10 protein-coding genes are annotated in these 14,122 nt (G+C 32.3%); 5 read left to right on the plus strand and 5 right to left on the minus strand.

What is annotated here, in order from left to right:
- Positions 1–41: 41 nt before the first annotated feature.
- The gene (locus tag PKN74_RS01410; RefSeq protein ID WP_472307845.1) at positions 42–2,225 is read left to right on the plus strand and encodes a TIM-barrel domain-containing protein; all 2,184 of its coding nucleotides are present in this window, start codon (positions 42–44) and stop codon (positions 2,223–2,225) included.
- A 722-nt stretch (positions 2,226–2,947) separates the two neighbouring features.
- Entirely contained in the window at positions 2,948–3,349 is a 402-nt protein-coding gene (locus tag PKN74_RS01415) for a hypothetical protein (RefSeq protein ID WP_472307847.1), read from the plus strand.
- A 211-nt stretch (positions 3,350–3,560) separates the two neighbouring features.
- Here PKN74_RS01415 and PKN74_RS01420 read toward each other — a convergent pair whose 3' ends face one another.
- From PKN74_RS01420 to PKN74_RS01440, 5 genes are read right to left on the minus strand one after another with little or no spacing between them, the layout of a single operon-like run.
- Positions 3,561–4,445, minus strand: coding sequence for a glycoside hydrolase family 130 protein (locus PKN74_RS01420; RefSeq protein ID WP_472307849.1), 885 nt, complete (start codon positions 4,443–4,445; stop codon positions 3,561–3,563).
- A gap of 26 nt (positions 4,446–4,471) precedes the next feature.
- Positions 4,472–5,305 (minus strand): carbohydrate ABC transporter permease, encoded by an 834-nt coding sequence (locus PKN74_RS01425; protein WP_472307851.1) that lies wholly within the window; start codon positions 5,303–5,305, stop codon positions 4,472–4,474.
- Positions 5,302–6,189 carry a carbohydrate ABC transporter permease gene (locus PKN74_RS01430; RefSeq protein WP_045087547.1) on the minus strand — a complete coding sequence of 296 codons (888 nt, stop codon included), beginning with the start codon at positions 6,187–6,189 and terminating at the stop codon, positions 5,302–5,304. Before PKN74_RS01430 ends, PKN74_RS01425 begins: the two co-directional genes overlap by 4 nt.
- Before the next feature lie 14 nt (positions 6,190–6,203).
- The gene (locus PKN74_RS01435) at positions 6,204–7,457 is read right to left on the minus strand and encodes an extracellular solute-binding protein (protein WP_472307853.1); all 1,254 of its coding nucleotides are present in this window, start codon (positions 7,455–7,457) and stop codon (positions 6,204–6,206) included.
- Between the two features lie 15 nt (positions 7,458–7,472).
- Positions 7,473–8,465 (minus strand): LacI family DNA-binding transcriptional regulator, encoded by a 993-nt coding sequence (locus PKN74_RS01440; protein ID WP_472307855.1) that lies wholly within the window; start codon positions 8,463–8,465, stop codon positions 7,473–7,475.
- Between the two features lie 344 nt (positions 8,466–8,809).
- Between PKN74_RS01440 and PKN74_RS01445 the strand changes: the two genes are divergently transcribed.
- The 3 genes from PKN74_RS01445 to PKN74_RS01455 all read left to right on the plus strand — a co-directional run bounded on the left by PKN74_RS01445 (position 8,810) and on the right by PKN74_RS01455 (position 14,012).
- Entirely contained in the window at positions 8,810–10,126 is a 1,317-nt protein-coding gene (locus tag PKN74_RS01445; RefSeq protein ID WP_472307857.1) for an alkaline phosphatase, read from the plus strand.
- Between the two features lie 108 nt (positions 10,127–10,234).
- Entirely contained in the window at positions 10,235–11,581 is a 1,347-nt protein-coding gene (locus PKN74_RS01450; RefSeq protein ID WP_472307859.1) for a hypothetical protein, read from the plus strand.
- A 196-nt stretch (positions 11,582–11,777) separates the two neighbouring features.
- A complete protein-coding gene (locus tag PKN74_RS01455; RefSeq protein WP_472307861.1) occupies positions 11,778–14,012 on the plus strand; it encodes a hypothetical protein in 2,235 nt (744 codons plus the stop codon).
- Positions 14,013–14,122 lie beyond the last annotated feature (110 nt).

A 14,122-nucleotide genomic window follows, 5' to 3' on the forward strand; every position in this document is an offset into this window, starting at 1 on the left:
TATTTTATAGTAAGTCTAATATTTATACAGGAGGAGGAAATATGTTTAAAAAGTTACAAATTTCAAGTCAAACAACCTTATACAGAAGTGGTAGACCTTTTAAAACCGGTGCCATTATTTTAAATTTAAATGAAGATGATTTTCAAGAAAGTTCTACAATTCCATATTTTAAAATTGAAGTGAATGATAAAGAAACAAACCTTATTTATCAGATGCAAAAAGACGATGTTGTTTATGGTTTAGGAGAAACCTTAGGTGCTTTAAATAAAAGAGGGAAAGTCTATCAGTTTTATGCCACAGATGATCCACACCATACCCCTGATAAAAAGGCTTTATATGGTTCACACCCCTTTATGATCTTAGATGGGGAACAATCTTTTGGATTGTTTGTTGACTATCCATCTGAAATTATTTTTGATATAGGATTTACTCATAAAGATTACATTAAGATTACTATTACTTCGAAGGATTTTGATATTTATTTATTTGATTGTGATGAAAAATTGACCATAATAAAGGAGTATTTTGCCTTAACAGGTAAACCTTATATTCCTCCAAAATGGGCTTTTGGGTATCAACAATCTAGATGGAGTTATTTTTCTGAAGAAGAAGTTAGAAATATTGCAAATAAGTATAGAAAGCTTGGAATACCCTTAGATGCGATATATACAGATATTGACTATATGGATGGTTATAAAGTGTTTACCATCAATCGAGAAACATTTCCAAACTACGAAGAAATGGTTAGAGATTTGGCTAACATGGGAATTAAAGTTATTCCTATCATTGATCCTGGAGTAAAGATAGAAGAAGGTTACCATATGTATGAAGAAGGAAAGAAAAACAAATATTTTTGTGTAGATAAAAATGGAGAGGATTTTGTCGCAGCTGTTTGGCCTGGGCTAACTCACTTTCCCGATTTTTTGAATTCTAAGACAAGGAAATGGTGGGGTAGTCAATACAAGATATTTACGGATATGGGCGTAAAAGGTATTTGGAATGATATGAATGAACCCTCTATTTTCTATACCCCAACGAGGGTACAGAGATTGTTTGAGTCTTTAGAAAAAGCTAAAGTCGAAGAAAACGGGTTAGGAGAGAAATTATCTTTGATTCAAGAAGCTGTTAAAAATATACCTAATAACAGGGAAGACTATAAAAGTTTTTATCATAGATTAGATGACGGAACATTAATAAACCACGATCTTGTACATAATTTATACGGTTTTAAAATGACAGAAGCAACTGCAGATGCTTTAAAAACTCTCTTACCTAATGAAAGACTGCTTTTACTATCGAGAAGTAGTTATCCTGGGCTCCATAGAATGGCTTCAATATGGATGGGCGACAATATGTCTTGGTGGGAACATATGTTAGTGAATATTAGAATGCTTCAATCTTTAAATATGATGGGATTTTTCTATACAGGTGCAGATATAGGTGGTTTTGGAGGAGATGCCTCGCCTGAATTAGTGGTAAGATGGATGCAACTTGGAGTTTTTAATCCTTTTTATAGAAACCATACTGCTTTAAATACAAGGCCTCAAGAACCATGGCAGTTTGATGAAGAATCTTTGAATATAATGAGAAATACAGTTAGACTTCGATATGCGCTTTTACCTTATACATATTCTGAATATATGAACTGTGTTAAAGAATCAGAACCTTTTATAAAACCTTTATCTTTTGTATTTGATGGAAAGAAAGAAAAAAATATTGAAGATCAGTTTATGTATGGTAATTCTGTGATGGTTGCCCCTGTTCACGAACAAAACAAAAAAGGTAGATATGTATATCTGCCAGATGTAAGATGGCTCAATTGGACTGCCTCAAAATTTGAAGAAAGAAATATGAAGGTATATAAACCTGGAGACTATTACGTTGAAGCAGGTTTAAGCCAAATTCCACTTTTTATAAAAGAAAACAACCTACTAATTTTGACAGAACCGATGAACTATGTAGGAGAAAAAGATATTACTGAGTTGTGGGTTGTTGGGCTAGTGACTTCTCAGGCAGTTTATACTTATTACGATGATGATGGGTTGACCTACAATTTTGTAAAAGGTGAATTTGGACATTTGAAAATAGAAGTTTTAAAAGAACTTAACAATTTTAAAATTCACGTAGAAAAAGAAGATCCAAAAAACATGATAAAAGTTAAAAAGATTCACTTTGAGCTATATGATGAAAATGGGAATGTTATAAAAAAAGACATGACAATATAGTCTATTTAAAACACTACGACCTTTGAGTCGTAGTGTTTTAAATTCTAATAATATTTTTCTCTAACAATCTTACTGCGTAATGCCTTTCATTGATCTCTTATCTTCTTTTTTGTAAACTTCAGAAATACCCGTTATTAAATTAATGAGGCTGCAGACAATAACAATAATCAAAGAAATTATAAGATAAAAAGCTAAAAAAACAAAAATACTTAAATTTTCTCCAAAGATGGTACAGGTGAGTAAAAGTATAGCTATAATACTAAATAGAACCTTTAAGGAAGTTAAAGGTATAATATGAGCACATATTGAAAAAATCAAAGAGATTGTTAATTTTGTTAGATAATTTATCTCACTTAACAATTTTTGTCCTTCTTTTTGTTTTTATGTGTTATAGTCAACTATAACCCATATTTTAAAAAAAGTCAAGCATAATACACAAGCGGGATCTGAGTAATTTTGAGGAAAAAGGGGACTATAAACATTTTAATCAAAAATTCATAAAGAAGATATAATATTTGAAAAGAAAAGAACTTTAGAAATAAATAATTTTTAAAATACGATTTTGAAATAAAGAAAGTGGAAGGTATAGATTTTTCTTTTTTCGATTAAAATAATGAAGAAGTTAAATAAATAGATTAAAATAGAAAAATATGTAGAAGTGAGAAGGACTTTATCAAAAGTGGAAGTTGAAAAATTGTTATATTTGAAAGGAGGTGATTAACATGAAAAAAATATGGTTAGTATTTTTAATTGTAGGGGTCATTTCGATAATATATGCACAGGGCTTTTTTCATGAGAAAAATGATTATTTTCTTAAGATTTCCTTTGTAAAAGGAACAACTGTTTCAGATTCTAAACCTAAGGATCAAAGTCCACCACCATGGGCTCCAGCTCATGGCTACAGAGCAAAATATACCTATCGTTACTATCCAGATGCTTGCGTATATTACGATACAAATAGAAGACTCTATTTCTATTTTTCAAACGAAAAATGGAACTTTTCAGCGTCTCTACCTTCTTTTATCAAGGTAGACCTTGGTCAATCCATTGTATTAGAAATGGATGTTGATAAACCATATATATTTCATTCAGAAGTTATTAAAAGATATCCACCAAAAAAGTGAAAATTCTCAAAAAGAAGATTATCATGTAAAACAATAAATAGACAAAAAACTCGTTTTTAACTGGGTTCGCCCCTCTCAATATGTGGCAGCTAACTTAAGCTGCCAATTTTTGTTTTGTAATTATAAACTGAAATTATTATATGTAGCATTGGAGAAGATAAAATAAAAAAAGGCTTAGGATATATCCTAAGCCTTTAATATAGTTTTTTATTCATTCATTTATCCATTTAAAAACTTCTTCTTTTGAGATAGTTGCTAAGCCAATATAATTATCTGCGGCCCCGTAATATACGTAATATTGGTCATTGTATTCTACCATGGCATCAGAAAACACTACATTTGGAACTCCTCCAAAAATTTCCCATGTTTCTTCTGGTTCTAAAATAGGTTCTTCAGATCTTTTTAAAACCTTTGAGGGATTATCTAAATGTAAAAGAATGAATCCAAGTCTGTAAATAGGTCTTACATCTTCTTGGACTCCGTGATATAAAAGCAACCAACCATAAGGGGTTTTCAACGGAGGACCTCCTGCACCAATTTTTAGATTATCCCAATAGTTTTTGCGTGGTGAAGCGACTTTTACATAATTTCCCCATTGCTTTAAATCATCAGAATATGCAAACCAGATGTCTGGTTCTAATCTATGGATTAAAATATATTTGTCTTTTATTTTTTCTGGAAATAAAGCAGCATCCTTATTAGGACTTTCAGGTAAAATTATTCCATATCTTTCCCACGTGATAAAATTTTTTGTAGAAGCCATAGCTACACTTATATTCTTTGGTGAATATGCTGTATAGCACATATAATATCTGCCATTTAAGTAAGTAAGCCTTGGATCTTCCACTCCGTACAACTCATTTTGGTGTTGGGGTTCAAAGACAGGTTTTTCCATCCTGTTAAAATGTACTCCGTCTAAACTGACAGCATAACCCATTCTTGAAACCATGTCTTCACCTTGTGCGCGATACAGCATATGAAATATTTCCCCATCATAAACTACAGCTGGATTAAATACAAATCTTGATTCCCATATATGCATAGGGTTAGGCCCGAACAAGGGGTTTAATGGATGTCTTTTTAGTTTCAAATTCAAAGTAAATCCCTTCCTTTCTTACATAATTATTTTAAAGTCATCGATATGCCTTGCAAAAACGCTTTTCTAAAAATAATAAATATTAAAACCATTGGTATAGTTTGTATGACTGCCCCGGCCATTATGGGACCAATATAGGCACCATATTCATGATTAAAAGTGGCTAATAGAACAGAGAGAGGCATTTTATTATAGTCTTGGATTACTATTAAAGGCCACATAAAGTTGTCCCATATACCAATGAATGTGAAAAGTCCAACTATTGCCATAGCTGAATTATTTAAAGGAACCATTATCCTAAAAATTACAAAAAAATCAGACGCCCCATCCATTTTTGCAGCTTCAATGTAGTCATCAGGCGTTCCCTTAAAACTCTGTGTTAACATAAAAATCCCCCATCCGCTCATAATAGAAGGTAATATTAAAGCGGAATATGTGTTTAGCAACCTTAAATTTCTAATTAAAATATACATTGGGATAGTGAACATAAAACCAGGGAAAACCATTTGGAATATTATAAAGTTGAATATTCCATCTCTTGCTCTAAATTTGTATTTAGATAGAGCAAATGCTATTATTGCTGAGCTTAACATGACACACAAAGTAACTGTTACTGAAACAAATAAACTATTAAAAAAGGCTCTAACAAATGGTCTATTCATTCTTTCAGCACTTTCCAGAATGAATTTAAAATGTTCTAAAGTAAATTTTGTTGGCCAAAATCTGGTGTAGATTTCTGCAGATGGTTTTACAGAGGCTAAGAATAACCATACATACGGGTAAATCCAAATTAGTGCTAGGGCAAACATAACTATGTGAAGGATTACATTTCCTGTTTTTTTCTTTTTTTTAGTTTTCATACTAAATCAACTTCCCTCTCCATAATTTTTCTTACAAGCCAAACCATTCCAAAACTTATTCCAGCAACAAATACAGCCATTGTAGCAGCATATGTTGGATCCATTCTTTGAAATGAGGTTGTAATCATGTGCATCATTGGAGTCAGAGTAGTTCTCATTGGACCTCCTCCAGTTATCATGTATGGTTCAGTAAATATTCCAAAAGCTAGAGTTATTGCCAATACCATAACCATAACAATAGAAGGATTTAAAAGAGGTAAAGTGATTTTAAAGAACTTTGTAAAACCACCAGCTCCATCTAATTCTGCTGCTTCATATAAAGACTCAGGGATGGCGCTAATTCCAGCATATAGAATTAGCCCATAATACCCGATAAATTTCCAAATAACTATTAAAGCAATTGAAAACATTGCTAGTGATGGACTTGTGAACCATGGAATAGTTACTCCAAATAGATTATACAAGAGTTTATTTATAGGTCCATTTACTGCAAAAAGATTTGAGAACATTATTGAATATGCTACTCCTGATGATACATTAGCGACTAAGAAAGAAAGAGTAACAAAGGTTTTTCCATATTTAAGCTTGTTTAAAGCGATTGCAAAAAGCATAGCTCCTAAAAGAACAAGAGGAATATAATATAGCATAAAACGAAAAACATTAAGAACGGTTTTCCAGAAAAGAGGGTCTGATAAGACCCTCGTTATGTTTTTAAAACCAACAAATTGAGGAGATCCTACAAATTTCCATTTAGAAAAAACTAGAATAAATAGCCAAACAAAAGGATAACCCCAAAATATAGCAGCATAAATGAGATATATAGAAGAAATTGAAAACCCTTTTATTGCCTCCTTCTTTGCTAAGTTTTTATTTTTTTTAGACATTTTCTCTCCTACCTTTACCAAAGAATCTTATTTATAGCTTTTACAGCATCATCTAAAGCTTTTTGTGGATCTTTTTTCTGATACATTAAAGGTTCTATAAATTCAAAAGTCATTAAATCTTGAACATCGACTGTTTGAGTTATAGGTGCAGGAGGAACAGCGTAGGCAACATACTTAGCATATTCAGCTGCCAAAGGATTTTCATTCCAAAAATCTTTGAAATCTTCATTATCCAACAAATCTTCTCTTGCAGGAGGCATTTTTGTGTATTCAAGCCATTTTACATCAAAATCTTCTTTTGTAAATATCCATTTAACAAATTCCCAAGCTTCTTCTGGATGCTTTGTGCTTTTAAATATTACAAGGCCTTTAGCGTCAGCAAATGTGTAAATTGGTTTGTCTTTAGGATAATTGTCAGGAACGGGTGGAGGGCTGATTGTTATATCATTTACGATGTCAGGAAATTGGGTTTGGGCAAAAGATATTTCCCAGGGTCCCCTTAGACCACCTGCTATAGCTCCAATGTAAAACGGATTACTTACAAGTTCAACAGCGGTCCAATCATTTTTAAACATTGTATCGATAAAAGTGGCAACTTCTTTTCCTGCTTCATCATTAAAAACGGCTCTACCTTTTGAAGCATCTATGTAAGGTTCTCCTCCACTGGCGGCATAATAGTAAGTGATAAAGTCAAACCATCTATCCCACCAGTTCCTTCCTTGAATGACTTGAACCGAATATCTTTCTTGAGGTATAACAAATTTTTTTGAAAATTCGTAGATCTCAGAATAGGTTCTAGGAGGAGAGTCAAATCCTACTTCCTCAAGTAAAGAAGTTCTCCACCACATCAAAATAGGATTTGAATAGATAGGAATAACATAATTTTTCCCGTCTATTTTCCATCCCTCAAGGATATTACCCATTTTTCTTTTTTCAACGACTTCATCAAATCCTTCAAGTTCGTCTAGTTCCATAAGTTGATCGATTTCAACCAGTTGAGCAGCAAAACCAGAAAAAATGTTAGTACATACGTCTGGTGCTCTTCCGGATGCAATAGCTGTTAGAATGGCTTCTTCTGAGCTCCCAGCAGCTGGAATTGTACTCCATTCTATATCTATTTCGGGATGAAGTTGTTCATATTCTGCAACCAACTCTTTCCAATATACTTCCTGTTGTGGATCAGGAGCAGTCCAAAATACCAACTTAGTTACTGAAAAAGAAAACACACACAACAACATTACTATAGATAGAGTTAACACTCTCTTCATGTTACTTAACCTCCTTTACTTTTCCTTTTTAGTTGTTTCTCTTTCCATGAATGTAGTAAAAAGAGAAATTAATACAGGATGGGGATTTTTATCGTTAATCATGTCTATTAATCTGCTCAATGCTATATTTCCCATCTCGTATTTAAATACTTTCAAGGTGGAAAGCTTAGGTTCCGAGATTGAGGCTGATATAATGTCGTCGAAACCAATTAATTGGATATCGTTTGGAACGTCTATTCCCAAGTTTTTAAGTTCGTTCAATATAGTCAAAGCAATAACATCATTTGATGCAAAAATTACTTCTGGATTTTTTGATAAAGCTAAACTCAGAGCGTATGCAATTCCTTCTGGGGTTTCATCACATTCAAAAGTCTGAGGTAACAAACCTTGTTCACTCATTGCAGCAGTGTAACCTTCGTATCTATCTCGGAAACCATAGAAGCTAACAGGACCATGAATGTGAACGATTTTTAAATAACCTCTTTCAATCATCTTGTTTATGACATAGTATGCACCGTCAAAGCCGTTAGAGACAACTGAATCTACCTTTAAAGTTGGGATATAATTATCAACTAATACTTTTGGTAGTTCACATTCTTCAATATGACTAGGTAACTTATCACCACCTACGACAAGAAAACCATCAATGGATTTCAAAAAATCTTCACTACATTCTTCGAATGTTTTTACTTCAAATGAGATATTATTTTCTTTGGAATAAGATTCGATCCCAGTCAGTACAGTAAGATAAAATTCCCTTATACCATATCGATCTTCATTTTTGAGAATTTTAGCAATTCGTTCACTTATAATAACTCCAACTTGGAAGGAAGTTTTTTTGTTAGCGAGTTCTCTAGCGATTGTTGAAGGTTTATAATTTAGTTCTTCGATTACCTTTAAAACCTTTTCTTTAGTTTTTTCTGAAACTCCATTTTTTGAATTTAAGACCCTTGAGACAGTTGCAATAGAAACGCCCGCTAGTTTAGCAACATCATCTATTGTTGGCATAGTTAATTTTATCCTCCTTTTCTTGTAAGCGCTTACATAAACATTCTATCAAAAATTAGAAGAAAGTGCAAGTGAAATTTTAAGCGTTTAGAGTAAATTAGAAAGAAATAATAGCATTTATGATTGAAGAGCTTGTAGTTTTTCATAGTTCACAAAATCATTTTGTAAAAGATTGAGATATTTTTCGTTTTCTAAGCCTAAACAGCTTTAATTACATCTAATTATCTATATTTGGCTCTAATATTCTTTTGAAATTATTTTGTTTTGTATTATAATAATTTTGTAAGCGCTTACATAACATTTGCTAAATAACTTAAGTTTTGCTGATTGAAAAGGTGATAAAAATGAAAAAAATATTATTTATTATTTTAGCTATTGTTTTTTCTGTATTCTCGTTTGCCACTGAAATCAAAAATGTCATATTATTTATTGGCGATGGCATGGGAGAAAATCATGTTGTTGCAACTAGTTTTTTAGAAAAAAAGGAACTTAATATGTTAAAAGCAAACTTTTTTGGATATATCCAAACCCACTCTTTAAATAATGAAGTAACTGATTCTGCAGCAGCTGCAACCGCTTTAGCTACAGGATATAAAACTAATAATGGAATGATCGGGATGCTTCCAAATGGTGAAGTTATCCCCAATTTGGCAGAGATCTTATCTAAAAATGGTTATAAAACAGGAATAGTAGTAACTTGTAGAGTCACTCATGCGACCCCAGCTGGATTCTATGGTCATGTTGCAAGTAGAGATGAAGAATCAAAACTTGCTAAGCAGTTAGTAGATAGCAATTTGACCGTTGTATTTGGTGGAGGGGTTAATTATTTTAAAGATTTAGAAGAAGATCTAAAGTTTAACAGATTTGACTATTTGAAAACAAAACAAGAAATGATTTCTTATGTTGGTAAAAAAGGGAAAAAGGTCATAGGTTTGTTCAACGACGACCATCTTCATCCTGTAACACAAAGGCCGAGTGAAGAGCCTTTTCTACCTGAAATGACACAAAAGGCGATAGAAATTTTGTCAAAAGACGGTGGCCCCTTCTTTCTTATGGTTGAGGGATCTCAAATCGACACGAGATCTCATGAAAACAATCTCGATGGAGTATTAAAAGAAGTTCTTGAATTTGATGAATCTATTGGAATTGCTTTAGAATTTGCAGAAAAGAACCCTGATACATTAGTTTTAGTTACTGCTGATCATGAAACTGGTGGATTAATTTTAAATGTTAGCGGTTTGAATTTATCTACTAAAAGAGGGCTATCTACGCCTTTAGGAGGCAGTCAAACTGTTGATTTAGAAACAATGAAGACATTTCAGAGTAGATTAGCTAAGGTGATATACAGTTCTTCAGATATAGAAGAATTGAAAACTAACATAGAACAATCTTTTGAAGTTACTTTAACTCCAGAAGAAATGAATTACATTGAAAGTTCACAAGATAAGCAAAGTGCTGTTTTTGAAGTAATAGTTGGAAAAGCTAATTGTGCTGCAAAGTGGTCTACTACAGAACATACTGATGAATTAGTACCAGTATTTGCCTTCGGCCCTGGCGCAGAAAAATTTAGCAAAATTCTAGATAATACAGACGTACCTAAAATTATTTTAGAATTATTGGAAATTGAAGTTTCTTCTTCTAGTCTAATTAAAACGCACTAACTTTTAAAAGGAATCCCTAGTCCTAACAAGTAATAGACATTAAACATAATTTTTGGGATTTGTAAAGAGATATAAAAATACAAAATCTTTAAAGGAGGAGGTAGTAAAATGAAAAATAGGAAAATTTTTTTTGTGTTTTTCCTAATTGTTTTAATGTCAGTGGCGACTTTTTCAGCTGAAAAAGTTATAAAAGTTGTAACAGATCAAAAGACAAACATCGAAGTTCCTTATGTGATGAGTTTTTCTGAGTTATTAGATTTAGTAGGTGAAGATTTCGATGCAAACTGGTATTCAATTAGAGTAAAGGAAGCAAACGGGAAGGATCTTCCATATCAAATAGTTGATGTAGACAAAAATGGGAAAATCTCGTCCAAAGATTTCCTTCAATTTACCTTCAAAAAAGAAGCAAAAATAGTTGTTTCTGATGATTGGGATTTAGATTTACTCCAATTTGCTCCCGCTTTAAAAGTTGAAGAAAAAGACGGTGAATATATTGTTTCATCTGATAAATTTACTGTGAAAGTGAATAACTATGGTATTGCAAATTTTGTAAAATTCAACAATGCTGAAGGTAATTTGTACAACGAGCTTGGAACTGCTAGGATTGCAGGATGGTCTGGAAGCACATATTATGTTGATGGCTATTTAGGAAGACATGTGGAAACAACTTCTTCCGGATTCAAAGTTAAGGAACTCAATGTGTTTCAGCCTGGACCAGTTGCGGTTACAGTGGAAGCTTTACTCTACTATGAAGAATTGCCTGGTTTTAACCAAAAAATAACCACACATATATTTAAAACAGGAGATGTACTCGTAGAAAATGAGTTTTCATTCACTAATTATGTTGATATAATGAAACTACAGGTCATGGCTACTTCACCATTGACAAGCTTAGATGATAAAGCAGTTTATATCATGCCTATGTTCAGGAGAATGATTTGGGCCGAGCAATTAGGAATTTCTCCTTATGAATATTGGAAAGAGAGAAACGCTGTAAAGATTGTTGATAATAATCCATACATAGTTTTTCCAGCAATTGATCCTATGAAACCATTGTGGTGGGGAGCTACATATTGTTTTGTTTCGATGGAAAATTGGAGAGCTAATTTCTCTGATAGATACGACTTAATTGCCGCAGAGATTCTACCAGAAAAACCGGTAGTATATTCTGACCTTAAAAAATTTGTTTATGAAGATTTTTGGTTCTATGAAAGTAGAGAATTTAGAGACGGGATTTTTAGATGGATTCCTGGAGAATTAGAAATTTATGAAGCAACTAAAGGTGTTTTTGAAAATACACATGAAGCTGACTGGATGGCGCAATTTAAAGCTGGAGACAAGGTAGTTTACAAGAGATATTTTTCGATGTATTCTGCAAAAAATGTTGATGAAGCAATAAAACTTCTAGAAAACAGAACACATGAAATTCAAAATCTGAAAGTTATCACTGAATAATTTCGTGAACCTCTGCGGTATTTAGAATACTGCAGAGGTTTCTTTTCCATTTTATAATCCGAAGCATTTAATTAAAATGATCAACAGGGCGAAGACTCGCCCTCTTTACGTAAGTTACAAAACACTAAAATATTTTAAGCAAATTAGTACAGCACTTTTACTCTGCCATTAATAATGTTTCAAAGGAGGCAACGTAATGAAAATGGAATATTTTATAATTTTCACGATGATATTTCTACCTTTAACCGTATTAGGAATGCCAGAATTAAATCTCAATCATCTTGAATTTTTAAGAGACGAGTTTCAAATTGAAGATGAAACAAAGATAGGATATTGGATATATGCTGAGAAATACGGCGATAAATATGTCCACACCCCAGCCAAGGGAGAGGGAGTTACATGTGTCGATGATGTAGCCAGGGTAGCGGTTTTATACACCGAACTTTATAAACTTGATAATAATGAATTTTATTTGCAAAGAGCTAAAGAAGCTTTAGATTTTGTAATGGCTTTTCAAGATACGGATGGAGACTTTTACAATTTTGTTTTTGAAGACGGAACTATTAACAAGCAAGGTATCACAAGCAGAAAATCAGCTAATTGGTGGGCGGCAAGAGGTTTCTGGTCTATTTCTAACGCTTTAGAAATATTTGAAACCGACAAAGATTTTCAAAAGAAGTTAGAAAATTCGGCTAGATTAGCTTACAATTTTCTTTCTAAAAGTTTAGATGAAAATTACTTTTTAAATCATAATTCAGATGTTTCCTCTGTATTTTTAATGGGGGTATTAGAGTATTATAAGTACACAAAAGACGAGAAAGTGAAAGATTTAGCTATAAAAATAGGTGATTCTATTTTAAAGAAGCAAATCAACGAAGGCTTTCTAAAAGGAGCGTTTGACGAAGGAGAAGAGACACCGCTGTGGCATAGCTGGGGTAGCCGTCAAGGCGAAGCTCTGTTAGAATTATATAGAATTACTCAAGATGAAAAATATTTAGAGTCAGTAAAGTTCCTGGCTGATGAATTTTACCCAGTTTTACTCTCTTTAGGACCTGTTTATCAAATCGGAGAATATATAAAGCTGTATCCTCAAATTGCTTATGGTGTTGAACCTATAATATCAACTTTGGTCAAGCTGTATTCAGTAACCCAGGAAGAAAATTACGCATATATGGCTTCATTATTTGGTGGTTTTTTTGAAAAAAATAATCTTCTAAAAACTCCAATGTATGGCCCAAATGGTGAAGGATATGATTCGTTGCATTCTGTGTACATTAATACGAATGCTGGAGCAGAATCAACAATCTGTGCCTTATTAAGTATCACCAGACTTAAAACTTTACCAACTAAGTTTCAAGAACTAACCAAAGCAATAATAGTTGCAGGGAGAAAGACAATTTTATTAGAAGCAGAAAAGATGAATACCGGTATTTATAGTTTTACTCTTGATAATATGAACAATGTTGCTTTAAAAACCGATGAAAGTATCAGAATTAGACAGACTTTAGAAAATTTTTATACTGGAGACTACGAAGTATACGTTAGCGGTATCTTTGAGCCTATGACCACGGTTAAAGTGACTTCAGGAAATAACTCAATAGAAGAGATTTTAAAACCATCAAAAGGGATAGTTAGTGTTGAAAAGATAAACATGGATAAAAACGAAATAATACTATATTTTAAACCAGACAACGGCAACATTTACTTAGATCAAGTCATTTTAAAACCGGTGGATCCTATTTTTGTATACAAGTTTAAAGACAATTATTACGAGTTTAGTAAAGCGGGAGTGAAACAAGTAGAATATGAGATAGCAGATGTGAAAAGCCAATACATTCAAAAAGTGGAGGTACCTGTTGAAAAAATCAACGAAAGTTATTTACTGAATTTAGAAGAATTATTTAATAATGACGGAATAGTTGATTTTGCAAATAGAAAAGCTGGAAACTTTGATAACTTTGATGGAGTTATTGGTGCAAAATATCCAGCAGAAGAGATTCAAAAGCTGCTGGACAATAATCTCTTTTATTTTGAAAAAGAAGATGTATATTTTAAATTTAAAATAGAAGAAAAAGATAACTTAATATGTACATCACAAGAGCTTTACTTAAAATATTTCAATGCTTCGCCTTCATATTTATATGTTGTGGGATCCTGTGATCATGGTAACTATGAGGGATATTTAACTATTGTATATAGCGATGAAACAGTAGAACAAAATAGGATAGCTTTTTCAGACTGGTGTCAAGAACCAGTTTATGGAGAAACCATCATAATGGAATTTGGTTATAGGTATGATAATTTAGGAATTAAAGAAAATATAACAACCAGATTGTATTTAAATAAGATTCCATTGAAAGGAAAGCCTATAAAATCTATTTATTTCCCTCAGATACCAACGATGCACATTTTAGCTATTACTTTAAAGTAAGATCAGTAATTTATTTTTTTAATTAGAGGACCTTTAAGTATTAATTAAAAGGTCCTTTTTTAATTTTAAAAAGATATTATATAATATAAACAAGAGCAGTAACATGTAAA

Source organism: Defluviitoga sp. (assembly GCF_035349255.1).
Lineage (GTDB): Bacteria > Thermotogota > Thermotogae > Petrotogales > Petrotogaceae > Defluviitoga.